20 protein-coding genes and 2 pseudogenes are annotated in these 22,120 nt (G+C 66.5%); 5 read left to right on the forward strand and 17 right to left on the reverse strand.

Translation table 11 applies throughout. From position 1 onward, the window contains the following. Window positions 1-1,764: a type I secretion system permease/ATPase gene (locus FHU13_RS08690; RefSeq protein WP_183435478.1), complete on the reverse strand. Its 1,764-nt coding sequence runs from the start codon at window positions 1,762-1,764 to the stop codon at window positions 1-3. 358 nt (window positions 1,765-2,122) lie between these two features. Between FHU13_RS08690 and FHU13_RS08695 the strand changes: the two genes are divergently transcribed. Beyond that, complete coding sequence (locus tag FHU13_RS08695) at window positions 2,123-2,419, forward strand: helix-turn-helix domain-containing protein (RefSeq protein ID WP_183435695.1); 297 nt, start codon at window positions 2,123-2,125, stop codon at window positions 2,417-2,419. A 61-nt stretch (window positions 2,420-2,480) separates the two neighbouring features. On the opposite strand, the gene FHU13_RS08700 is transcribed toward FHU13_RS08695, so the two are convergent. The 6 genes from FHU13_RS08700 to FHU13_RS08725 form a co-directional block, all read right to left on the reverse strand. After that, window positions 2,481-2,630, reverse strand: a complete 150-nt coding sequence (locus FHU13_RS08700; RefSeq protein WP_246714593.1) for a hypothetical protein — start codon at window positions 2,628-2,630, stop codon at window positions 2,481-2,483. Window positions 2,631-2,942: 312 nt separating this feature from the next. Then, entirely contained in the window at window positions 2,943-3,647 is a 705-nt protein-coding gene (locus tag FHU13_RS08705) for a sigma-70 family RNA polymerase sigma factor (RefSeq protein ID WP_183435696.1), read from the reverse strand. A gap of 837 nt (window positions 3,648-4,484) precedes the next feature. Beyond that, window positions 4,485-5,561, reverse strand: a complete 1,077-nt coding sequence (locus tag FHU13_RS08710; RefSeq protein WP_183435480.1) for a fatty acid desaturase — start codon at window positions 5,559-5,561, stop codon at window positions 4,485-4,487. Window positions 5,562-5,670: 109 nt separating this feature from the next. Then, the gene (locus FHU13_RS08715; RefSeq protein ID WP_183435481.1) at window positions 5,671-6,003 is read right to left on the reverse strand and encodes a hypothetical protein; all 333 of its coding nucleotides are present in this window, start codon (window positions 6,001-6,003) and stop codon (window positions 5,671-5,673) included. Between the two features lie 240 nt (window positions 6,004-6,243). After that, window positions 6,244-6,387: a hypothetical protein gene (locus tag FHU13_RS08720; RefSeq protein ID WP_183435482.1), complete on the reverse strand. Its 144-nt coding sequence runs from the start codon at window positions 6,385-6,387 to the stop codon at window positions 6,244-6,246. 144 nt (window positions 6,388-6,531) lie between these two features. Next, on the reverse strand, window positions 6,532-6,741 hold the full coding sequence (locus tag FHU13_RS08725) for a cold-shock protein (RefSeq protein WP_183435483.1): 210 nt from the start codon (window positions 6,739-6,741) through the stop codon (window positions 6,532-6,534). A gap of 173 nt (window positions 6,742-6,914) precedes the next feature. Between FHU13_RS08725 and FHU13_RS08730 the strand changes: the two genes are divergently transcribed. Together FHU13_RS08730 and FHU13_RS08735 are read left to right on the forward strand one after the other, a co-directional pair. Then, the gene (locus tag FHU13_RS08730) at window positions 6,915-7,316 is read left to right on the forward strand and encodes a TetR/AcrR family transcriptional regulator (RefSeq protein WP_183435484.1); all 402 of its coding nucleotides are present in this window, start codon (window positions 6,915-6,917) and stop codon (window positions 7,314-7,316) included. Between the two features lie 15 nt (window positions 7,317-7,331). After that, window positions 7,332-8,016 (forward strand): annotated as a pseudogene (locus FHU13_RS08735) (type 1 glutamine amidotransferase domain-containing protein). Between the two features lie 311 nt (window positions 8,017-8,327). On the opposite strand, the gene FHU13_RS08740 reads toward FHU13_RS08735, so the two are convergent. The 8 genes from FHU13_RS08740 to FHU13_RS08775 all read right to left on the reverse strand — a co-directional run bounded on the left by FHU13_RS08740 (window position 8,328) and on the right by FHU13_RS08775 (window position 15,316). Continuing rightward, window positions 8,328-9,596, reverse strand: coding sequence for an MSMEG_0569 family flavin-dependent oxidoreductase (locus FHU13_RS08740; protein ID WP_183435485.1), 1,269 nt, complete (start codon window positions 9,594-9,596; stop codon window positions 8,328-8,330). A gap of 38 nt (window positions 9,597-9,634) precedes the next feature. Further along, window positions 9,635-9,916, reverse strand: coding sequence for an MSMEG_0570 family nitrogen starvation response protein (locus FHU13_RS08745; RefSeq protein WP_183435486.1), 282 nt, complete (start codon window positions 9,914-9,916; stop codon window positions 9,635-9,637). After that, the gene (locus FHU13_RS08750; protein ID WP_183435487.1) at window positions 9,909-11,084 is read right to left on the reverse strand and encodes an MSMEG_0565 family glycosyltransferase; all 1,176 of its coding nucleotides are present in this window, start codon (window positions 11,082-11,084) and stop codon (window positions 9,909-9,911) included. Before FHU13_RS08750 ends, FHU13_RS08745 begins: the two co-directional genes overlap by 8 nt. Further along, a complete protein-coding gene (locus tag FHU13_RS08755) occupies window positions 11,081-12,076 on the reverse strand; it encodes a sll0787 family AIR synthase-like protein (RefSeq protein ID WP_183435488.1) in 996 nt (331 codons plus the stop codon). The genes FHU13_RS08750 and FHU13_RS08755 overlap by 4 nt, the downstream gene beginning before the upstream one ends. Further along, a complete protein-coding gene (locus FHU13_RS08760) occupies window positions 12,076-12,621 on the reverse strand; it encodes an MSMEG_0567/Sll0786 family nitrogen starvation N-acetyltransferase (protein ID WP_183435489.1) in 546 nt (181 codons plus the stop codon). The genes FHU13_RS08755 and FHU13_RS08760 overlap by 1 nt, the downstream gene beginning before the upstream one ends. After that, complete coding sequence (locus tag FHU13_RS08765) at window positions 12,618-13,721, reverse strand: MSMEG_0568 family radical SAM protein (RefSeq protein ID WP_183435490.1); 1,104 nt, start codon at window positions 13,719-13,721, stop codon at window positions 12,618-12,620. The genes FHU13_RS08760 and FHU13_RS08765 overlap by 4 nt, the downstream gene beginning before the upstream one ends. Further along, on the reverse strand, window positions 13,675-14,751 hold the full coding sequence (locus tag FHU13_RS08770; protein ID WP_183435491.1) for a Nit6803 family nitrilase: 1,077 nt from the start codon (window positions 14,749-14,751) through the stop codon (window positions 13,675-13,677). The genes FHU13_RS08765 and FHU13_RS08770 overlap by 47 nt, the downstream gene beginning before the upstream one ends. Window positions 14,752-14,833: 82 nt before the next feature. Beyond that, window positions 14,834-15,316 (reverse strand): MSMEG_0572/Sll0783 family nitrogen starvation response protein, encoded by a 483-nt coding sequence (locus FHU13_RS08775; protein ID WP_012452016.1) that lies wholly within the window; start codon window positions 15,314-15,316, stop codon window positions 14,834-14,836. 360 nt (window positions 15,317-15,676) lie between these two features. Here FHU13_RS08775 and FHU13_RS08780 point away from each other — a divergent pair, with 360 nt between their 5' ends. Further along, the gene (locus FHU13_RS08780) at window positions 15,677-17,116 is read left to right on the forward strand and encodes a PLP-dependent aminotransferase family protein (protein ID WP_409518488.1); all 1,440 of its coding nucleotides are present in this window, start codon (window positions 15,677-15,679) and stop codon (window positions 17,114-17,116) included. Between the two features lie 213 nt (window positions 17,117-17,329). Here the strand turns inward: FHU13_RS08780 and FHU13_RS08785 are convergent, their stop codons facing one another. Then, window positions 17,330-19,057: a sensor domain-containing diguanylate cyclase gene (locus FHU13_RS08785; protein WP_183435493.1), complete on the reverse strand. Its 1,728-nt coding sequence runs from the start codon at window positions 19,055-19,057 to the stop codon at window positions 17,330-17,332. A 357-nt stretch (window positions 19,058-19,414) separates the two neighbouring features. Here FHU13_RS08785 and FHU13_RS08790 point away from each other — a divergent pair. Then, window positions 19,415-19,615: pseudogene (locus tag FHU13_RS08790) on the forward strand (helix-turn-helix domain-containing protein); the annotation flags it as partial. A gap of 270 nt (window positions 19,616-19,885) precedes the next feature. Here FHU13_RS08790 and FHU13_RS08795 read toward each other — a convergent pair. Further along, window positions 19,886-22,111 carry a molybdopterin cofactor-binding domain-containing protein gene (locus tag FHU13_RS08795; RefSeq protein ID WP_183435494.1) on the reverse strand — a complete coding sequence of 742 codons (2,226 nt, stop codon included), beginning with the start codon at window positions 22,109-22,111 and terminating at the stop codon, window positions 19,886-19,888. Between the last annotated feature and the right edge of the window lie 9 nt (window positions 22,112-22,120).

Consider the following 22,120-nt stretch of genomic DNA (forward strand, 5'->3'; position numbering starts at 1 on the left):
TCAGCCCGCGTTGCGTTGGACTTCGGGCACCCTTTCGTTCTCGGGCAGGGCCCGGCCGCCGGTTGCGACCAGCGCCGGGACCGGGCGGGGACCGGAGACCTGGGCGAGGATCTGATCCGCCGGGCCCGAAGCGCGCAGCATTCCCCCGTCGAGCATCAAGATCTGATCGGCCCCCGTCAGCAGGCTCACCTTGTGCGTGACGACGACAACCGTAGTTCCACGCTCCCGAAGGTCTGCCACCGCCCGCATCAGCGCGGCCTCGCCGGCTTGGTCGAGACTGGCATTCGGCTCGTCGAGGACGACCAAGCTCGGTTGCCCGTACATCGCGCGCGCCAGAGCGATGCGCTGGCGCTGGCCACCGGAGAGGCCGTGCCCGCCCGTCCCGATCCGGGTGTTGTACCCGTCCGGCAGCGCCTGAATCAGGTCGTGGCAGCCCGCACGCTGCGCGACCGAGACGATGGCGGCGTCATCCTGAGCGTCGAAGCGCGCGATGTTCTGTGCCACCGTGCCATCGAACAGTTCAACATCCTGCGGCAGGTATCCGAGGTGCCGCCCGAGCGCCTGTGGGTCCCAGTGCCGGAGGTCGGCTCCGTCGATGCGCACCGCGCCGGAGACCACGGGCCAAACGCCCGTGATCGCCCGAACCAGGGTCGATTTACCGGCCGCGCTCGGACCGATGATCCCGACAATGCTGCCGGGCTCCAGCCGCACGCTGACATCGTGGAGTATGGCCGCCGACGAGCCCGGCGGCGCGACAACCAAGCTCTCGATCTCGATCAGACCGCGCGGACGCGGCAGCATCACGCGCTGCGGTTCGACTCCGATGCGCGTGATGATGTCCGCCAGCCGCGCATAGCTGCTCCGGGCCGCCGTGAAGCTCTTCCAGTGTCCAACGACGGCCTCGATCGGGGTCAGTGTTCGGCCCATGATGATCGAGGCTGCGATCATCGAGCCGGCAGAGATCTCGCCATGGATGGCGAGGTAGGCGCCGACACCGAGGACCATCGTCTGCAGAAACATGCGCGTGAACTTCGTCGCCGCGGCGATGAGGCCGGCGCGGTCGCTCGCACGTGCCTGCAGCAGAAGCGCCTCATCGTGACGCTGGCGCCACCGGGACCGCAGGGCACCGAGCATGCCCATGGCTCGCAGAACCTCGCCGCCTCGGACGGTCGCCCGGGCCTGCTCGCCCGCCTCTCGGGCGGCGTGGCTCGCCATGTCGAGAGGCCGACGGGTCGCGAGGTCGGTGAGGAGTGTCAAACCCAGGAGCGTGCCGCCGCCGAGCAATGCCATCCAGCCAAACCACGGATGGAGGATGAAGCAAGCGATCAAGAACAGCGAAGCCCAGGGCAGGTCGCAGAACGCCAAAATCGCGCCGCCGGTGAGGAACTCACGCAGGACGTCAACATCACGAAGGATCGTTTCCTGGCCAGCTCGGGGCCTGAGCAACGTGGCCCTATGCACGATCTCGAAGACCGGTCCGGCGACCTTCCGGTCGAAGATTACCCCGCCCCGCACCAGCAGGCGCGAACGAAGCATCTCGAGGACGGCATAGACGGCGAGAGCAAACGCCGCGATCGCGGTGATACCGAGAAGTGTCGCCTCGTTCCGGCTCAATAAAACGCGATCATAGACCTGCAACATGTACAGGGGGCCGGCGAACAGGAGAAGGTTCGTGAAGAATGCGAAGATGAAAACCGTGACCAGAACAGGGCGGATCTCTCGCAACCCATCCCTCAAAACGGACGCGGCCACACGGTCGCTCATGGCACTTCCCTGCGCATGAGTCCGACTGTTCCGGATTGCTCCGCCGAGCAGCCCACTCGCAGGTGCCAGCCGCACAGGGCAGGCCGTTGAGAGAGGCGTGAAAAGAGGCGCATGGCTGCCCGGGACCTTCGCTGCGAAAGGTATGATCGGTGCTGCCTCATCGCGCTTGGCCCCCCGTCCGCCCCAACGGGCTTGCCCATGAATCTTAGCGCGGGCTTATTGTATTCCAAGAAGCGCCACCACGGCTCTCGAAAATTGTGCGCCTCGTGAACTGGACGCCTGCTCCCGTAGCCCTATATTGGGATTGCTGTACCACTCGGTGGTGTCGACCGGTCACGCGCCGGCGGGAGCCTCTCATTTGTATGTCCACCAACAACGTCTCGGCTCGGAGGAGGTGCAGGAACTGCGCCGCGAAGGTGGCCGGTTCCTGAAGGAACTCCGTGAGAAGCGAGGCCTGTCTCAGAGGCAGCTGGCCGCCGAGGTGGGCGCGGAATACTACACCTTCATCTCACAATTGGAGACCGGGCGCGGACGTGTGCCGCCGGACCGTTACCGGATCTGGGCCGATGCCCTCGGGATGGATGCGAAAGACTTCGTGAAGAGCCTAATGCGCTTCTACGATCCATTGACCTTCGAGATTCTCTTCGGCGACTGACCGGGCGCGGATACGACTTCGGCCGGCGCAACGAACGGCGCAGAAAGCACGCCCTCTGCATCTATTCCGCAGCGAGGCTGAGCGCCGACGCTTCGACGAGGACGGCGCCGCAGGCCGCCATCAAGTCGCGGAGCGTCGCCAGAGCGGTTTCCACTTCCATCGGACCCGTCAGGCCTTCGCGGAAATGCGTGCCGCCGCCGGCCAAGGTCACGGCTATGTCGAACCGGCCGTCAGGGCGTTCGATGATTCGATACGACGCGCGGCGGGGGCGGCGAGACATAGGCACGAGGAAGAGCAATGGCTGTGAGAGGAGAGACCGCTCCTGTCATGCGTCGCCCATCCTTGAAGTTCAAGCTATGAACTTCACTGTATCCAAACGCTCCGCACGAGGCGCAGCTGGAACTAACCGGAGGTATACTCAGAACGGGTCTTGATTGCGGGCGACCGCATATGGCGCTCCAAGTAGACGTGCTGCGCTGCCATGCCCCCGCCTGATTTATTGTCCTCAAAGCAAAAAACAAATTCAGGCCGGTGCCTTGGTGGAAAGTGCGCTCAGCCGCTCGACCAAGTAGGAGCGGGCGCGGCTCACTCGGCTCTTCACCGTGCCGGTCTGGCAACCCATGACCTCCGCGGCCGCTTCGTAAGTCATGCCCTGCGCACCGACGAGGAGCAGTGCTTCGCGTTGAGGGGCCGGTAGCTGCGCGATGTGGGACATGACCACCTGAAGGTCCGAGCCGTGCTCCTGTGCCGCCAATGCGACAAGTCGGCCTGCCATGACGCCATCCACGTCCTCAACCTCACGCCTATGCTTGCGTCGCTCGCTGTAAAAGTGATTGCGGAGGATGGTCACAAGCCACGCTTTCAGATTCGTGCCTGGAACGAACCGATCTTGGTTGGCCCACGCTTTCAGCACCGTCTCCTGCACGAGATCGTCGGCACGTGCAGCACTTCCGGCTAGCGACTGCGCGTACACCTGTAGGGATGGAAGCGCCGCCGTTAACCCCTCGCGGAAGGCGGCGTTACGCTTACCTGACAGGAACGCGAGAGTGCCCTCAAGGGCTTGGGTGAGATCAAGCAAATGCTGCGGCGGATCGGAGGCGGCGAGCGTGAGAAAGGTCGCCTGCAACTGCCGTCCGATGTGCTTCTGCACGGCTAGGGGCAGTCTGGCAGTTCGTGCCTCCATTTTCCGGTCCGGGCAAACCGGACCAAGTCCGCCTGCGATCAACATGTCGATCAACCCATGTCCTTTCTCGGAGCGAGCGGCAGAGGAGCCCCAGACCGGCCCTGTCCGCCGTACAGTGAACATCTAACTCGCGGACCTGCGGGATCGATCCATTCCGCAGCTGCGTTTGAGGCCGTTCTGAGGGAATGCACGGTCGAGGTGATGACACGCCCGGTGACTTGCAGAATCGTCGACTGCCCGGACGGTCGGTTCGCGATTGTCGCTGTGGCCAATTCCGGTGCCACTTACTGGCGTAGCGGCCTGCTTACGCTGGCCGAGGCAGAGGCTTGCGTCGAGGATCTCCGCACGGTGCTCGCGCTCTGCGGGACTGCACTCGCATGCTACAATGACGGGCCCGACAGCCGGACACGAAGCCGGCCGCGGCCGCCGGGGTGAGTGGCCCGATGCCGGCTTGGTGGATACCGTCCCAAGCTAACGGGGCTCGGTTCTCGAACTCAACGGGACTGCGGAGTTCAAGGTCGAGTGCCGCCGTGCCGTATCCACTCGAACGGCAGCGATCTTGAACTCACGCCGAACCTGCAGCGCTGCAGGGAGCATCTCCGGCTTCATCATCATACCGAAACCGTGCGTCCGTGAAACCGGCAGCAGGCTAGTTCGGCAATCTCTAGCAAGACTGGCCCGCCTGTCTTCTGCTGGCAGACCGCCGTTAGGACGCGCACGGCGTTGCTTCGGTTAGCGATGCGAACGTTCATCCTGCAATCATCGGACATCCGCCTCCTACCTCTCTCGGACCTCCGAGCTCTCAAGGGCAAATGACCGGAGTGGGCGCGACGTCGAAGGATGCTGCTTCGGGGCCGACTGCGACGAACAGCAGCCGCCGCTTCAAGCCGCCTCAAGCCTCCGCAGGCGCGCAAATCCGACCATCTTTCGCGCATCCTCATCCCAGAGCGCCAGCTTCAGGCAGGCCAGGCTGTCGTGCAGCGTCAACCGACCCACCCGGCCGAGGATCTCATGACCGTCCAGGCATTCCTGCAAGCGGTAATTGGGGATGCGGCTGTTCAGATGGTGGACGTGGTGCAGGCCGACATTGCCCGTGAACCACTGCAGGACGCGCGGCAGGACGTAGTACGAGCTGCCTCCGAGCGCTGCGAGATGGAAGTCCCACGCGTCGGCCTCCTCCCAAACGGTTTCCTCATACTGATGCTGGACGTAGAACAGCCAACCCCCGATCCAGGCGGCGACGCTGACCACCGGCAGGAGCACCCAGAGCACTGGCCCGAGGCCTCCGGTCGTGAACGCGAGTGCCCCCAGGACGACAAGGAGGACGGCATCAAGTGCGAGGACGTTGCGCCAAGCCGTTCGCCAGGGCAGTCCCACGCCGTTGGGAAATCGCTGCATGACGAGGAAATTGATCGGCGAACCGAGCCCGATCAGGATAAGTGGGTTGCGGTAGAGGCGGTACCGGACTCGACCCCAGCGCGGCAGGTTTAGGTACTCGCGCACGGTCAAGGTACAGACATCCCCGGTTCCGCGGCGACTGAGATCGCCGGTCGACGCATGATGCAGGGCGTGCGCCCGCTTCCAGCTGTCGTAAGGCGTCACCGTCAGAAGGCTCAAGGCGCGGCCAAGCCAGTCGTTGCCACGGCGCGAGGGCAAGAACGAGCCGTGCCCGCAATCGTGCTGGATGATGAAAAGCCTGACCAGGAGCCCGCCCGCCGGCAAAGCGAGCGGCAGGGTAAGAAGCTCGTAGCCGTTCGCCGCTAAGCTGAGCATCAGGGCGCAGAGGATCAGATACGGCAGCAGCGTGTCGGCTACTTGCCGAAAGGCCAGCCGGGGGATCGGCTCGCGGAATGCAGCGCAGTGCCGAGCCACCTCTTGCGCGAGCTTCGCCTCATCGGTTCGAGATGCTTCGTCCGCGAGCCTGTACGTCGCGGGCGAGTTCAGGGAGGCTATGGTCACGATGGTCGGCAATCCTGTGTGTTGAACGCCTCGAGAGGCAGAACATGCGTGGGGCGGAGCCGATTCTGAACGTGACCGTCTGAGTGAAAAGCAGCGAGTTTGCGACCGGTCATGGCTTCTCCCCTATCAGGTCCACCCATGCCTCGGTGAGGATCCTCCCACGGCGCTCGGCGCGGTCAGGCGCTGCGTCACAGACTTGGCGCAGCACATCCTCCAGAACCTCGCTCCCACCCGCGGCGGCAGCTTCCTCGCCTTTGCGACGGATCGCGGCCCGGTATGCTTTGGTGGCTGGGCCCGCGGGCTGCGTCTCGACGGCTGCGATGAGTGAGAGAAGAGCCATCACGGCTGAATCGACCGCGTCGCCATGCCTGGGCTGGGGAGCAGGGACGACGCTGGCGGGCGCCGGTGCGGCAAGGTGGCCGGTGGTGCGGGGACGCTTCATGGCGGGTTCTCCGGCCGGCATCATGACGTCAATGCCAGTGCTTCGCCCGACGACAGGGGTTGGTATCGAGGCGCACAGCGACACTGCCCACACGGGGCTGCGCGCATATCATGGGGCGCTTGCCGCGGTCGGTACCGCCATGTGGATGCTGCCGAGGCTAGCTGATCCATGGCCGTCACCGAGCGCAGCATCACGTTGATGAGCTTCCGCCGCTCTCCGGGTCAGAGAGCGAGCAGCCGGTTACTCATTCTCCGCTTCGCCATCCGGCTTGGCAGCAACCGGCGGCTTATTCGGTCGCGGTGCATTGCGTCGCTTCGTAGGTGGCTTCTCGATCGTCGGCATGTTGGCCGCCGTGCGCTTCGCACGCTCGTTGAAGTCGGCCATCGACATGGTCGCCGAGCGACCGGTCGGATTGGATCCTGCCATGATGGGCCTCTGTTCCGCTGCCCAAGCACAGAATGATGCAGTGGGATCGTCCGTCGTGTGAGAGTGCCGGCAGCGTCGTTAGCCGCCGGAACGAGCTCTCTTCTAGTCGGCCTTCAGGTTCTCCGCAGAGGCTTTGCCGCGGCGTTGGTCGACCACCACCTCGTAGGAGATTTTCTGACCCTCCGCGAGGTCGCGAAGGCCAGCCTTCTCGACCGCGGAGATATGCACGAACACGTCCTGACCGCCGTCGTCAGGTTGGATGAAGCCGAAGCCCTTGGTTCCGTTGAACCACTTCACCGTACCCGTTGCCATATGCGCTCCTCCTTCGATGGAAATGCTCTTTAACCGATCCGGTGGCTCGCCGTCTCCTGAACAATTCGCCACCCGAGCTGGTAGCCGACTCTCCGCCTCCCGGCTGCGGCTTCTTGCTAGCGGAACTGGCCTCTCAGCGCGTGCGCTCCCGCTTCCATGTTGGTGCTCCGAAGATGGTCCGCCTGCACCGCGACCTCGGCATCAAGGCCGCGTACATCTACCATCACTCCGCCAGCAAGGCGGACCTGGGAGCGGCGGTGGCCGGGCGCTACTTGGAGAACAGGACGGCCGAGCCGGTGGCGATGAGTGCCGAGACCTTCGGCCCGATCCGCTGCCTGCAGCTTTACCCTGACACCATCCGCAGATCGCCTGAGGACGGGAACAGGCACTGCCTCTGCAGCGTCATGTCGGCGGAGTACGCCGCGCTGCCGAAGGTCGTGCAGAAGGCCCACGGCCTCGCCGACGCGAACATCGCCCCGGTCGGCAAGGTCCCGGTCCGCACAGGGTCGGTCCACCCCAACGGAAGCGCGGCTGGTCAAGCCGACTTCCCCGGCAACCCTTCACTCGCCCTCTGACCGCGGAGAACTACGATGAAGATCCTGATGGTGCTGACCTCACACGACCAGCTCGGCGACACCGGCCGGAAAACTGGATTCTGGCTGGAGGAGCTGGCCGCCCCCTACTACGTGTTCAAGGATGCGGGCGCCGAGGTCGTTCTTGCATCGCCCTTGGGTGGCCCGTCCGCCGCTCGACCCGAAGAGCAACGAGCCGGGTTTCCAGACGGACCTGACTCGCCGCTTCGAGGCCGACAGCGCGGCTAACTCGGTTCTGGCGGACACAATCCGCCTCGAGAGTGTGACCCACGACGGCTTCGATGCCGTGTTCTATCCCGGTGGCCATGGGCCGCTGTGGGACCTTGCCGAGGATCCCACCTCGGTGAGCCTGATCGAGACCACGCTCGCGGCCGGCAAGCCTGTCACTCTCGTCTGCCACGCACCCGGCGTGCTGCGGCATGCCAAGGCGCCCGATGGCAGGCCGCTCGTCGAAGGTAGAGACGTAACCGGCTTCACCAACACCGAGGAGGACGCGGTCGGCCTCACCGAGGTAGTCCCGTTCCTCGTCGAGGACGAGCTCAAGCGGAACGGCGGCAACTTCAGCAAGGCCGGTGACTGGCAGCCATACGTGGTCGCGGACGGCCTGCTGATCACCGGTCAGAACCCGGCCTCATCCGGACCTGCGGCCGAGCGTCTGCTGCAGCGGCTCTCCGGCGGCTGACGCCGACGAACCACGCGCCGTAAAGAGGAACCCGGGGCGTGTTCGGCCTCCCTGCCGAACGTGCCTCGAATCCGACGCCGGCAGCAAGTTCGAAGCGCAGCAACTCTCGCTCAGGCTGTCGAACTGCAAGATGTCCGACCAGCTCCTGGCAAAGAGCGGACCCCGGACAATGCGGAGGATCGTCCTGTTGCGGGAACGGCACCGACGTTGGTCGACTTCGGCCATTCAGATAGGTCCCGCCGTGGGAGGAGCCTGGGTCACACGCTTAGAAGGCCGTTCGGGAAGGCAAACGAGGCAACGCGTAGGCCGGGTCAGACCGCGAACTTCAAGGCGAACCGCTCGGCACCGAGGCGCTTCTGGATCACTTGCACGATGTACTCGGCGTCGCGCCCGACCGCCCCGAACCGGCCCGAGCCCCAGGTGTTCAGCCAGGGCAGACCGATGAAGTAGACGCCGTCCTCGTTCGTGACACCTCGCTTGTGCTTCGGGTTGCCAGCGCCATTGAACACCGACGCGTCGAGCCAGCGGAAGTCCGGCGTGAAGCCGATGCACCAGACGACGCTGGTGATGCCGGAATCGTCGAGGGCGAGACTGGTAATCGGTTCGCCCGGCTCCCAGACCGGGGTGTAGTGCTCCTGCGCCGGGGCATCGATGCCCTTCTCGGCAATGTACTTGTCGATGGCCGCGTTGATGCCGTTGTAGGTCCGGTCGGCTTGGTCGAGCGAGCGCTTGAGGTCATCTCGGAAGAACAAGCTGCCGTCTTGGTAGTCCGCCATCAGACCGTAAAGTCTCATGCCCTCCGTCGCGAAGCGGCGAAGGTCGATGTCGCGGCCGCCGTCGCGGCCCGTCACGTAGTGGTTAGTGTTGTCGCGGACGCCGTCGCGCAACGGGTGATTGTCGACGGTCATCTCGTAGTAGCCCATGTCCGCCAGCCACGTCACGACGTCGCGCCCCCGGTAAAACCGAGCGCAACGCGGCGCGTCCCCCACCGCCAGGTGTACCTTGCGTCCGGCGAGGTGCAGGTCCTCGGCGATCTGCGCGCCAGACTGCCCCGACCCGACGACCAGCACCTCGCCCGCGGGCAGTTGGACAGGGTTGCGGTACTGGTTCGAGTGGATTTGCGTGATCGAGCCCGGCAGTTTCTCGGCCATGCGCGGGATGATCGGCGTGTGGTAGCCGCCGGAGGCGACGACGACCTCGTCGGCGGTGTAGTCGCCCTCCGAGGTCTGGACCGAGAAGATGCCGTCCTCGCGCCGCTCGACGCGGGTGACTGCGACACCTTCGCGGATCGGTGGGTTCACTTTGGCGACGAAAGCCTTGAGGTAGGCGACGATCTCCTCCTTCTTCATGAATCCGTCCGTGTCCGGCCCGTCGTAGCGGTGCCCCGGCAGGTCGCATTGCCAGTTCGGGGTGACGAGGCAGAACGTGTCCCAGCGCTGCGTCTCCCAGGTGTGCGCGGCGGTCTTCTTCTCAAACACGAGATGCTCGATACCGCGCTGCTTGAGGTGATAGCTGACCGAGAGGCCGGCTTGGCCGCCGCCGACGATAACGACGGGGACGTGACGGGTGTTGGAGGACATAGCTCTGGCTCCGTGTGAGTCCGAGAGGAGGCGTCGACTTAGGGTTCGAACGACTCGACGGTGACTTGGCCACCAGGCACCTGCCGCTTCGCGGCGGCCTCGATCCGGGCGAGTTGGTCCAAGGCGGACGAGCACGCGAAACCGTATTTCTCGCGCACCCGCTCGCTCGCGATGTTGAGCGCCGCGCGAGTCTTCTCGACGAAGTCGTCGACGGCGTAGCTCTCGCCTGGCGCCAGGAACTCTTTCACGACGAGGGAAGGCGAGTAGCAGGCCTCGCGCCGGCCATCGGGCCAGCGGACGTGGAAGCGCATCTCAGGCATGGATCGGCTCCTGTCGGGCGCGGGCACAAGCCGCGTAGGCATCGAGGTGGCGCTCCGCGCATGTGCGCCAGGAATGGGCTGCGGCCCGCGCCGGGTCGGCGGCCCGCAGCCGCGCGCGGGTGTCCGGCAGCAAGGCTTCTGCCATCGCGCCGGCGATGGCTTCGGGGTCGGCCGGATCGACGAAGAGGGCTTCCGTCGCCGCGAGGTACTCGGTGAAGGGCGGCTGCCGGGATACGATGGCGGGGGTGCCGCAGGCCATCGCCTCCAGCACGCAGAGCCCGAAGCCCTCCTTCCAAGAGGGAAAGGCCAGGACGTCCGCAACCCGGTAGAGCGCCGGCATGTCGCCTTGCGGGACAGGACCCGTCTCGATCACGGGCAGGCCTCGGCCGAGAGCGAGGCCGGCGGCGGACAGAACCGCGCGGCAGCGAGCGCGGTAGGCCGCGTGGTCCAGCAGCGTTGCCCCACCGGCGACCACGAGCTGCGCCTGGGGGTGACATTCGCGTAGGCGCGCGAAGGCCGCGATGATGCCGGCCGTGTTCTTGCGCTCCTCGAAGCCGCCGACGCTGAGGATCACCGGTCCGAGGCCGAGACCCAGGCGCTCACGCACGGCGGCGTCTGCTTCGGTCGGCTCGCGACGGAAGGTCGACAGGTCCACCCCGTTCCCGACGATGTCAGCCTGCCTGCCGAGGTCGTCCCTTACCCACTCGGCCCAGGTGCGGCTGACGCAGAGCAGGCGGGTGGCCTCGCAGATCGAGCGATCCTGCCACTCGGCGAGCTGTGGGTCGGAGAAGCTGTCGACATGATGGACCGTGCGCGCGAAGCCCGGGATCAGCCGCCGGTGCTTCAGGGTCGCGAGCGCGTTGCCGCCGATCCCGTCATGAGCGTGGAAAACGTCGAAGTCGCAAGCGGCGGGCGTCGCGAAGTGGCGCAGATAGTCGTTGATGCGAGCCCGCACGAGGTCGACCGTCGTGCCGCTGACCGCCTGGGCGGCAACCGTCACTGTGGAGCAGGCCGCGTCCCGGAAGAAGCCGCGGCCGGATGGGTCCGGCGCATGGACCACTGGCTCGTGCCCGAGGGCGCTCAAGGCCTCAGCCAAGGCGAGGCAGTGGGCGACGCCGCCGCGCGGGTTGGTCGAGTGAGTCAGGATGGCGATGCGCAGGCCCCTCACCTTCCAGCTCCCGTGCCATCCTGGCTGCAGCCGATGAGCGGGCTGGCCATAAAGTCCCAAACCACTGCCTCATCGCCCGCGGAGCCGCGGACCCGGGCGATCCGGCTCGCATCGAGGTGCCCAATCCGTGCGCTCGCGATGCCGCGTTCGGCGAAGCGCTCGAGCACGGCCGGTGTGCGGTCGGGGCGAACGCTGAGGAGATAGCCGAAGCTCGGGAAGGCGATCAGCCAGCGCGCGAGGGGAACGTGCTCCGGTCTCGGGATCGGGCCGAGGTCGATGACGCCGCCCACGTTCGAGCATTCGAGCAACATCAGTGCCGTGCCGACGACGCCGGCCATGCTGATGTCCTTGGCAGCCCGACAAAGGCCGTCCTCGGCGAGCCCCGGCAGGAGAGCTAGGTCGCCGCGTAAGCGCTCTCCCGGTGCACTGGTCGAGGCGTCCCAGTAAGGGTGCGGATCGCGGAAGCGTCCGCGCAGATCGATGGCGGCGACGAGGTCGTCGCCCGGCGCCGCGTCGAAGCTGGTGAGTAGGCGCGGGCCGGCCCGACCGAGCACGGCGACCGCGAGGTTGCCGGCTTCGGCGCGCGTGTTGGTATGGCCACCGACCACAGGCACACCGTAGAGCGCGGCCGCATCGGACAGGCCGGCCAGGACTGGGTCCGCAGCTGCGGCATCCCGGCTCCAGAGGGCATCGACCACGGCCAGCGGACGCCCGCCCATGGCGGCGACGTCGCTGAGGTTGACCATGATTCCGCAGTAGCCAGCGAAATACGGGTCGGCGGCGACGAAGCTGTCGAGGAAGCCTTCGATGGCGAAGAGCAGGTGGCCCTCGCCGTCGGGAATGGCAGCGCAGTCGTCGCCGACCGGCACCGCGGCGTGCCGGCTGGTCAGTCCGAGCCGCGCGACCACGGCGTCGATGTCGCGCTTGTGGCGCAGGCCGCGCGCGGCTCGGATCTGCCGGGCTAGAGCCTGGATGTCGAGGGCTGCGGTCATCACGCGGCCCTGCGAAACGTCACGAGGCCGTGCTCGGGGTTGTGCATTGGCGGATAGGCGCCGAGATCGGCCTGCATCAGGTGATGGGGCCGCCCGTGCAGGTCCACCTCGTTGAGGCTTGACCAGTGCAGGGTCTGGAACAGCGGCACGTTCCGTTCCTGCACGTGGGCGAGGAAGCGTGTGCAGCCGCGGGCATGAGCCGAGGAGACCGCGACCTGGATGAGCCCGGCACCCAGGGCCGCCGTGCCGCGTAAGGCCATCGCGACGGCGAGGCGTGAGCCCCACCACTCGCCCGGCTGCTCCGCCGCTTCATGAATGCGCACCGTGCCGACGACGGCGTCGGCCTCGGCGCCGAGCGTCGAGAGGGCGCAGATCGGGAAGGCATGCGCGTCGATGGCGTCCCGGTCGTCGTCCGCGAAGATGCCCTGCTCCGTGCAGAAGACTTGGCGGCGAAGCGCCGCGCAGGCGCGCCGCTCCCACGGCGCGACTGCGAACTTCACCCGGAAGTGGCTCGGCCGGAACGGCGGGACCGGTTCGATGATCATGCCGCCGTCCCCGCGCGCTCGTAGGTGGAGAGGGCCGAGCAGGCGCCGCAGCGTCCGCAGCCGGCCTTGATGTCGGTCGAGCGCAGATCCGCGCCGGCCAGCATGTCAGCCAGCGGCTCGAGGATGCCGTGCATGAAGTCGGGGCCGGGCGCGGGGTGGCTTTCTAGCGGCGTCCCGGAAATCGGCACGAAGGGCACGACGAACGGGTAGACGCCCATCCCGATGAGGCGCTCGGCCATTTCCAGGATGGCCTCCGGCGTGTCGCCGAGGCCGGCCAGGATGTAGGTCGAGACCTGTCCCCGCCCAAAGACCGGCACGGCAGCCTCGAAGGCCTCGTAGTAGCGCTCAAGCGACACGCTCGCCTTTCCCGGCATGATGCGGGCACGGACCTCGGGGGTGACGGCTTCGAGATGCATGCCGAGCGCGTCGACGCCCGAGAGCTTCATCCGCTCGAACCAGCGGTCGTCATCCGGCGGCTCGCATTGGGCCTGGATCGGCAGGTCGACGGCCGCCTTCACCGCGAAGGCACTCTCGCATAGGACCGCCGCGCCCCGGTCGGTGGCGTTCGGCGTCCCCGTCGTCATCACCATGTGCTTCACGCCGTCGAGCAACACGGCGGCGCGGGCGACCTCTGCGAGCTGCTCCGGGCTCTTGTGCGCGACGGTGCGGCCGGCGGCGAGCGACTGGCCGATTGAGCAGAATTGGCAGGTCTTGGCGCGGCTCTGGTAGCGGATGCAGGTCTGCAACACAGTGGTGGCGAGCACGTCTCGCCCATGCAAGACGGCAATCTTGGAGTATGGCACGCCGTCGAAGGTCGAGAGGGCGTAGAAGCGGGGCTTGCCCGGGAACGTGGCGCGCCCGATCACAATGCCGTCGTGCTCGATCATGGATACCCCGTCGGCGTCCGGGCGGCGCACGAGAAAGGGCGAGTCGAAGGCGCTCTCGGTGTGGACAGGCACCATCACCGTGCGGCCCGCGATGGTCATGGCCTTGTGGTCGGAGGGGCCAGCCCCGCCGCGGCGGCTCGGCGCCCCGGCGCGGCTGTCGGCGAGCCTAACGCCGTAGGATTGCAAGGCGTTGATCAGGCGCTCCGTCGGCATCCCGACCGGGCCCGCCACGACCGGAGGGCACGGTGGAAGGCTCGTCGGAAGCGGGCTGCTGCTCATGGTCGAGGCTCCGGGAGATGGTCTGGGAACGGATCGGCTGGTGCATGAACGAGGCCGGACGGTCGTCGTGGAGGAGGCTGAGGAGTTCGGGGCGCGCGTAGTGTCCGACCGAGTCCATCATCCGCTTGCGCTTGGTCACCAGCGCGAGGTCCATGTCGGCGATCAGGATGCCCTCACCGGGCCCGAGGGGATCGACGAGGTGCTTGCCCTCGGGCGAGACGATGGCGGTGCAGTTGCCGCCGCGGCAGGCGCCGCGCAGGCGCTCGTCGGGGCAGACCTGCGCCACCTGCTCATCGCTGAGCCAGCCGGTGGCGTTGACCACGAAGCAGGCCGCCTCCAGAGCATGGTGGCGGATCGTCACCTCCATCTGGTCGGCGAAGATCTGGCCGACGAGGGAACCCGGGAACTGGGCTGCGTGGATCTCCTCGTGGCGCGCCATCAGGGCGTAGCGGGCAAGCGGGTTGTAGTGCTCCCAGCAGGCCAGCGCGCCGACTCGTCCCACGGCGGTCTCGACCACGTCGAGGCCGGAGCCATCGCCCTGACCCCAGATCATGCGCTCGTGGTAGGTCGGCGTGATCTTGCGGCGCTTGAGCTTCAGCGTGCCGTCCGCGTCGAAGATCAGCTGCGTGTTGTAGAGCGAGCCGTGGTCGCGCTCGTTGACGCCAAGCACGATGACGGTGCCGTGCCGGCGCGCCGCGGCAGCGACCGCCTGTGTCAGCGGGCCCGGGACGATGGGCGCGCGTTCATAGAGCTTCAGGTGCTCCGCGCCCTGCAGCGCCGGTGGCAGCACGAACGAGAAGTAGGGGTAGTAGGGCACGAAGGTCTCGGGGAAGACCATGAACCGCGCGCCCTTGGCCGCGGCCTCGTCGATGGCGTTGAGGACGCGCTCCAGCGTGCCGTCCGCCCGGTCGAGGTCCGGCGCGATCTGGACGGCGGCAGCCCGCACAATCCGGTTCTCTGACATGGAAGATCCTCCGGCTGTGACGGCGGCCGCGTTGTGCGCGACCGCCGGATGCGACGTCCCGATGGACTGGCTCGAGAGCCGCTCAGACGGTCCAGGTGTCGATGATCACCGCGTTGTCGCGCTTGTGCAGGAGGATGCAGTCGAGGACATCGAGGGGGTTGATCATGCGGATACCCTCGATGAAGGCGGCCTCGCCGTGCCCGTAGAGGGCCTGGGTCGAGAAGCGGCAGGCATAGACCTTGCCACCCTCGGCCATGAACTTCTCAAGCTGGTTGTTGAAGTTCAGATGGCCCGGGAAGGCCTCGTCGCCGAGGCGCGGGAAGCCGCGCTGGACGCCGAGCGTGATGCCGGGCCCGTAGAGCAGGATGGAGGTATCGAAGCCCTTGCGCTGCAGGCGGGTAGCCTGAAGCAGGTTCACGAGGCCGATGGAGCCCTCGAAGGCGACGGTGTGAAAGGTGACGAGAGCCTTCTGGCCCGGCTCCGCCTTTACGTCCTCGAAGACCTTCTCCTCGTAGTCGACCAGGAAGTCGCCCTTCTTGTGGGGTTCGCGATTTACGGCAGGCATTGCTCTCGCTCCTTGAAGGATGGGACCACCACAGACTGAATTGCGAACGGTCACTGGCCAACCATGGCAAGCAATGTGCCAAAGCACCGCCGATCAATATGCCGATCAATCATTCGAAGTGCGATACATACAATAATGCAATCAGAAACGTTGATGCAGTTCTCCTCAAAATTGTACGATCCGCGTAGTTCGGAAGCAGTCTCTGCGCAACGAGTGATCATTCAATGCGCGTTCTGAGGTCAATGATTGCCAGTATTGTATGGATATCGCGCGCCTTCCTGCGAGCGGGGTCGCGGCACGCGGCTTGCTAGCCATACAATACAGCATTGATTGGATGTTGATGGCATAGGTGCGAAACGGATGACGGCGGCGGAACGAGGTGGGCGAGCCAGCCCCCAAAATGCTATGAGCGGAGCTTGGGCGCCGGACCTGAAGCGGTGGGGCAAGCCCCATTATCTCGCCATCGCGGAGGCCTTGACGGCCGACATCCGAACGGGCCGTTTGACACCGGGCACGCGCCTGCCAACGCAACGCGCCCTTGCCGAGGCGCTCGACCTGAACTTCACGACAGTGTCCCGCGGCTATGTCGAGGCGCACAAGCGCGGACTCATCGAGGGACGTGTCGGCCAGGGCACCTTCGTGCTCGACCCGGCCCGCTCTGCACGTTCGGGCGTCGCCGCCGGCGCCCCGCGAGTTGGGCCAGTCGACTTCACCATGAACCTGCCGCCCGAGCCCGACGATCCAATCCTCCAGGCGCGTATGCAGGCCTCGTTCGCCGAACTCTCCGGCGACCTCGCCAACCTTCTGCGTTACCAGGGCTTCGGCGGGACCGGTGCTGACAAGGAGGCGGCGCTACGGTGGCTAAAGGGCCGCGGGGTCGACACGACGCAGGAGCGCCTTCTGATCTGCCCCGGCGCGCACAGCGCCCTTTGCAGCGTGTTAGGTCAGGTCGCCCAACCGGGGGACACCATCTGCGTCGAGCGCATCACCTACCCGGGCATCCGTGCGCTCGCGGCACATCTAGGGCTGCGCTTGGTCGGACTGCCGATGGACCGGCACGGGGTCGACCCCGATGCATTCGCGGCCGCCTGTACTAAGGTCGCACCGAAGGCCATCTACCTGAATCCGCTTCTGCAGAACCCGACCACCGCGACGCTGTCCCGCGCGCGGCGGGAAGCCATCATCGCGGTGGCACGGCGCTATGCCGTCAGCATCATCGAGGATGACGCCTACGCCCGCATCTGCCCGGCACCACCGCCGAGCTTCGCGGAACTCGCGCCCGAGATCACCTACTACGTGGCAGGCGTGGCCAAGTGCTTGGGCGCCGGCCTTCGTCTTGCCTTCCTGGTCGCCCCGAGCGCCCGGTCCGCCCTGCCGCTTTCGGGTGCGTTACGGGCCGCGACCGTCATGGCCTCGCCGATCTCGACCGCACTGACGACGCGCTGGATCATGGACGGCACGGCCGACACCATCGTGCAATTCGTCCGCGACGAATCGGCCGCGCGCCAGCGCATCGTGGCCTCGCTGCTTCCAGCCGAAACCTACACCGCCGATCCGCATGGCTTTCACGTCTGGATTACGCTGCCGAGCGGCTGGACGCGCTCGGCCTTTGCCAGCCAGGGCCGGTCGGCGGGGCTGGGGGTAGTCGGCAGCGACCCCTTCTGCGTGGCTGGGACGCCACCGGAAGCGGTGCGCCTCTGCCTCGGCGGCCCCTCGACCCGGCAGCAGATCACGCGCGGCTTGGAAGTGCTCGCACACGCGCTCGAAGGTTCGCCAGCGCTCGCCTCGACCTACATCTGAGCTACGCTCTAGATACCAGGGTAGTCAGGCCGGTCCCGCCTCATGTTCGTGGCTTTTCTCTTGGTCTTAGCCCAGGGCCTGCCTCCAAGTCGTTCCACTGTGCATCCGACAGCACCCCACTTCCTTGATCGAACACAGGAAAACGGCAGGAGTCGTGATTCGCTCAGGCGACGGCACACCCTAAAGCGGCTGGGTCGTGCCTATACCAGCCAGCTAAGCGGCCGATCGCAGATCGGGAGCAGCCGCAGTCTCGGCCGATCGCACGCAGTTGCGCCCGCCGGATTTCGCCGCGTAGAGAGCGCGGTCAGCGCGTTCGATCGTGTGGTCGATGTCATCGTCCGCCACGTCGGCGCCAGCCATGCCGACGCTGATCGTCGCTCTGAGGCACTGCCCCTCCGGCTCAAACACGGTGCCGGCGACGGTCTGGCGAATGCGCTCAGCGAAGAGCGTCGCACCCTGCAGGTCGGTCTCCCGGAGAAGGACCACGAATTCCTCGCCGCCGAACCGTGCCACCTTGTCGGTAGTCCGAATCGCGTCCCTGATGATCCGGCCGACCTGGCGGATGACCTCATCGCCCGCCGCGTGGCCGTACAGATCGTTGACGCGCTTGAAGTGATCGATGTCGATCATCAAGACGCAGATGCCGCGCCGGTAGCGCTTGAAGTAGCTCATCGCATCGTTGGCAAGGGGCAGGAACGCGCGCCGGTTGAGCAAGCCCGTGAGACCGTCCGTGTCGGCCAGGACCTGCATGGCGCGGAGATCGGCGCCGAGCCGTCGGACGCGGTCCTCCGCGGCGTGCACGGCGTCCGTGGCCTCGACCCGGCTCAGCCGCGCATCCTCCTCGGCCGTGCCGATGCGCCTCAGGAGCGACCGGATCGCGGTGGACAGGCGCAGAACCTCGGGAGAGCCATGCACGCGGTCCGTCATCCGCGCGTTCGGCTGCCGTCCGATGCGGTCGACCGCCTCCGTCAGCCGCGTCAGAGGCCGGCTCAGCCGCCCGGCAATGAGCCCGATCCCGACCATGCCGAGCACAGCGGCTATGAGGCCGACGAGCAGGATCAGGCCGGTCAGGCGGTTGGCGCCCGCGAGCGCCGTGTCGACCGGCTGCAGGGCGACGACGATCCAGCCGAGGCCCGCGTAATCGCCCCGTCCGTGGGTCGCGGCAGCGGTCGCCAGCCGATCCCCGCCCGCTCGGCGATCGATGAAGCGACCGGCGGCAAGCTCTGCCGCCGTGTAGGGCGCGGCTCCGAGGTCTGGACCTAGGAGGACGCGCCCCGATCGATCGAGGACGATGATGTCCTCCTTCAGTTCAGGCCTGCGCGATGACAGCACCTCTCGCCGGACCACGTCGGCCCAGCGCCAACTAAGGTGGGTTCCAAGCACGCCGATGATCCGGCCTGAGCCGTCGCTGACCGGGGCGGCCACGTCGACGAAGCGGAACGGTGTGCCATCAGCATGAGGCTTGAGCAGGGACTGCAGCAAGGACGCCGGGTGAACGTCTTCGACGGCGGCCTGCTTGATACCGTTGCTGAACCAGGGGCGCTGAGCAACGCTCGCGCCTTCGAGGATGCCGCCTGTGGCCGCGCGCACCCGACCGTCCTGATCCGCGAACCCGATCCACGCGTAGTCTGGCAGTGTCGACTGCATCGTATCGAGGACCTTGCGCAGGCTGCCGGTGTTCTCCAGCCAGTGGGGTTGCAAGGCCTCGAGTGCCGCGACATTGCGGATCTCGCGCTGACGTTCGGCTAGGTCTTGATCGAGACGGTCGGCGACCGATCGGGCGACCTGCAGGAGGGCGTCCTGGGCCATATCGGTGGCCTGCACGCGCGCGAGCAGGGCGGACCCGGCCGTCGTCCCGCCCACGACCGCGAGGCCAATGGCTCCCGCCAGCAGGCTGATCTGACGCCTGAGGGAAATTCTGTCGGCGAGCCGCTTCAGCATCCTGATCCATCCTCAATTGATGAGGATCATGCCGTAGACAGGATGAAGGTCCGTAAATCTTATGAGTTAATACCCGCTAAAAGACATGCTTTACATTTTTGAAATGTGCTCCTTCAGCTTTACCTCACATCATTATCAGGCTTTGCCGTCGCTCAAGCCAGTCAAGGCTAGCGGCGAGGCAGAGGACGTCGGCGAAGCTGAGGGTGGACTTCTCGTCGCGGCTGGCGACCGCGTGCCGCTCCTTGAGGCGCACCCACAGCCGCTTGACGATGGTGCGGTTCAGGCATCCTGATCAGGTCGATCCTCGACGCACCCGCGGGCGCCGCGCAGGCATGGGCGTCGAGACCCTGACCGACAGCTGGCATGTCGCGTTCGAGCTTCTGCGAACATTTCACCGCGCTCGTCGGACGTTCGCCACCGCGCTACGAGAACGAATGGTGGCTCAGTCTCGCCCGGGACATGCTGGTAGCCCGCGAGGCACGCGTCGGCGAAATAGCCCTGCGCATCGGATACGCGGCGGAGGCAGCCTTCAGCCGTGCCTACGAGGCGATTTTCTGACATCCACTGAGGGACGAACCAGCGCCGTCGAGCGAGAGGGATCTCACGGTTAGAGCGTCCGCTTGCGACGTCAGGCGCTCGATGAACCCCAACATGGTGATACCGGGACCGCCGCTTAAAGGTCCATTTCATCCTCAGTAGCGGACGTTTCGAGCGACCCTGAAGAGAGTCTGCTTGAGGTCAGGAGTCCGTGCTCTTCACGTTTCGTATGCTGGGAACGGAGGCCGCCCGGGCGGAGACCGAGCGGAGGGTGCGATCGTTACGGGTGCGTCAGGTCGCCTGAAGGGCTGCCTTCACCTTGGCTGGCGTGAACGGCACCGAGCGGAGACGCACGCCCGTGGCGTCGTACAGCGCGTTCGAGATTGCAGAGGGCACGATCGCCGCAGATGGCTCGCCCGCTCCCCAGGGCTTCTCGCTCGGTCGGTCGATCAGGTCGGTCACCACCTCGGGCACGTCGGGGAAGGTGATGATCGGGTAGCTCGCCCAGTCGAGGCTCGTGACGGCGCCCCGGTCGAACATCACCTCCTCCATCAGCACGCGGCTCACCGTCTGGATCACGTTGCCGTCGATCTGGTTGCGCACGCCGTCCGGGTTGATGATTTGTCCGCAATCTTGGACGACGAAGAAGCGCGGCACGCGCACCCGCCCCGTGCCGCGCTCCACCTCGATCTCGGCGACACCCGCCACATAGGTGCGGTTCAGCTCGTACTTCACGTAAGAGATGCCACGCCCGCGCAACACGTCGCCCGAGACGTCCCTGACAGGCGAAGGCCGGGCCTGCCATTTCGCGATCTCGGCCACGCGCTTGAGCACTTCGATGCCGCGCGGGTCCTTGAGCGCGCGCAGGCGGTATTCCAGTGGGTCGGCGCCCGCCGCCGCTGCGCATTCGTCGAGGAAGGCCTCGTTGGCGTACGTGTTCTGCATCCGGCCCGGCGTGCGGATCCAGGACGGCCGGAAAGGCGTCGAGGCGAGACGGTGACAGACCGTACGGACGTTCGGGATCGCATAGGGTAGCGCCGAATTCTGGATGATATTTCCCGGCGACATCGTCGTCTCGTGCGGCAATCCGGCTAGATCAGCGGCCACCAGCGGAACATTGCCGGCCGCGCCCTCGGGCACATGGAACTGCGAGGACCACGCGGCGACCCTGCCCTCCTCGTCGAGCCCGGCCTTCAGGTCGATCAGCGTCGGCGGGCCTTTCGGGTCCCAGCCATGCTCGTCGGCGCGCGACCACTGCACCCGTACGGGGCGGCCCACAGCGCGGGCGAGCAACACCGCATCGCCCGCTGCGTCCTCATGGCCGTTGCGCCCATAGCAACCCGACCCCTCGATGTAGATGCAGCGCACCGCCTCCGGCTCGAGCCCGGTCATCGCCGCGAGCTGCTTGCGCAGCGCATGCGTCATCTGCGAGGCGGTCCAGCAGGTCAGCCGGCCGTCCTTGAACTCCGCGATCGCGCAAGAGGGGCCGATCGAGCCGTGCGTGTGGATGGCGAAGTCATAGCTCGCCTCAAGGGTCCGCGCAGCTTGGCCAAGGGCTGCCCTGGCATCGCCCGTGCTGCTCGTGACGTCGTCCTTGGTGACCTTGGTGGCCCGCACATGCTGCCAGAGCTTATCTCGCTCGGGCAGGCCCTCCCACTTGGACCACGTCGCCTTGAGCCGCTCGGCGGCCTTGACTGCAGCCCACTCCTTCTCGGTGACGACAGCCAAAAAGTTGCCCTGGCGCACGACCTTGATGAGGCTTGGCACATCGGCGACCGAAGCCTCGTCCACGCTCTCCAGGCTCGCGCCGATGGCCGGCGGGCGGACCACGCGAGCATGCACCATGCCGGGCACGCGGTGGTCCTGCATGTAGGTGAAGCGGCCAGTCACCTTCTCGGGGATGTCGATGCGCGCCACCGACTTGCCGACGAGCGTGAAGGCCGTCGAGTCCTTGGTCTTGGCGGCAGGGTCAACCTTCAGGTCGAGGCGGCCGTCCTTGACGAGATCGGCATAGTCGATGCCCTGCCCGCCAGCCCTTGGCCGCACGACGCCATTCTCGCTCAACAGCGCGTCGGCGGGCAGGCCGAGCCGTTCGCTGGCGAGCTGCAGGAGCCGAGCCCGAGCGGTTGCGGCCGCTTGCCGGATCTCCATGCCGCCCTTCTGGATCGAGAGGCTTCCGTAGGTGGGGCCCTGGTCAGGAGTGAGCGCCGTATCGCCCTGCACGACCGCGACGCGATCGAGGGGCAGGTCGAGCTCCTCGGCCGCGATCTGGGCCATGGCAGTCTGTACGCCGGTGCCGAGATCGACCTTGCCTGAGAAGATCGTGACGCGGCCGTCGGCGCCAAGCGCCAAGAAGCTATCGACCTGATCGGTGGCGATCGGCTTCGAGAAGCCAATGGTCGCAACCGGCGCGAAGGTCTGCTGCGCCAGCGCGTCACGGGCGGACAGCGAGAATCCGACCACAAGGGCGCCGCCTTGGAGGAGCAGGCTGCGGCGGGAGAGTGCGGGCGCGTTCATGGCTGCAGC

It is taken from the genome of Methylobacterium sp. R2-1 (genome assembly GCF_014191355.1).
In the GTDB taxonomy this organism is placed as follows: Bacteria; Pseudomonadota; Alphaproteobacteria; order Rhizobiales; family Beijerinckiaceae; genus Methylobacterium.

What these genes read in the sequence shown, in the direction of transcription:
- FHU13_RS08715 (WP_183435481.1), bottom strand. Translation starts at nt 6,003, where the DNA reads ATGAAGCGTCCCCGCACCACCGGCCACCTTGCCGCACCGGCGCCCGCC.
- FHU13_RS08720 (WP_183435482.1), bottom strand. Translation starts at nt 6,387, where the DNA reads ATGGCCGACTTCAACGAGCGTGCGAAGCGCACGGCGGCCAACATGCCG.
- FHU13_RS08770 (WP_183435491.1), bottom strand. Translation starts at nt 14,751, where the DNA reads ATGTCAGAGAACCGGATTGTGCGGGCTGCCGCCGTCCAGATCGCGCCG.
- FHU13_RS08725 (WP_183435483.1), bottom strand. Translation starts at nt 6,741, where the DNA reads ATGGCAACGGGTACGGTGAAGTGGTTCAACGGAACCAAGGGCTTCGGC.
- FHU13_RS08760 (WP_183435489.1), bottom strand. Translation starts at nt 12,621, where the DNA reads ATGATCATCGAACCGGTCCCGCCGTTCCGGCCGAGCCACTTCCGGGTG.
- FHU13_RS08690 (WP_183435478.1), bottom strand. Translation starts at nt 1,764, where the DNA reads ATGAGCGACCGTGTGGCCGCGTCCGTTTTGAGGGATGGGTTGCGAGAG.
- FHU13_RS08795 (WP_183435494.1), bottom strand. Translation starts at nt 22,111, where the DNA reads ATGAACGCGCCCGCACTCTCCCGCCGCAGCCTGCTCCTCCAAGGCGGC.
- FHU13_RS08730 (WP_183435484.1), top strand. Translation starts at nt 6,915, where the DNA reads ATGGTCCGCCTGCACCGCGACCTCGGCATCAAGGCCGCGTACATCTAC.
- FHU13_RS08780 (WP_409518488.1), top strand. Translation starts at nt 15,677, where the DNA reads ATGACGGCGGCGGAACGAGGTGGGCGAGCCAGCCCCCAAAATGCTATG.
- FHU13_RS08755 (WP_183435488.1), bottom strand. Translation starts at nt 12,076, where the DNA reads ATGACCGCAGCCCTCGACATCCAGGCTCTAGCCCGGCAGATCCGAGCC.
- FHU13_RS08785 (WP_183435493.1), bottom strand. Translation starts at nt 19,057, where the DNA reads ATGCTGAAGCGGCTCGCCGACAGAATTTCCCTCAGGCGTCAGATCAGC.
- FHU13_RS08740 (WP_183435485.1), bottom strand. Translation starts at nt 9,596, where the DNA reads ATGTCCTCCAACACCCGTCACGTCCCCGTCGTTATCGTCGGCGGCGGC.
- FHU13_RS08775 (WP_012452016.1), bottom strand. Translation starts at nt 15,316, where the DNA reads ATGCCTGCCGTAAATCGCGAACCCCACAAGAAGGGCGACTTCCTGGTC.
- FHU13_RS08745 (WP_183435486.1), bottom strand. Translation starts at nt 9,916, where the DNA reads ATGCCTGAGATGCGCTTCCACGTCCGCTGGCCCGATGGCCGGCGCGAG.
- FHU13_RS08765 (WP_183435490.1), bottom strand. Translation starts at nt 13,721, where the DNA reads ATGCCGACGGAGCGCCTGATCAACGCCTTGCAATCCTACGGCGTTAGG.
- FHU13_RS08705 (WP_183435696.1), bottom strand. Translation starts at nt 3,647, where the DNA reads ATGTTGATCGCAGGCGGACTTGGTCCGGTTTGCCCGGACCGGAAAATG.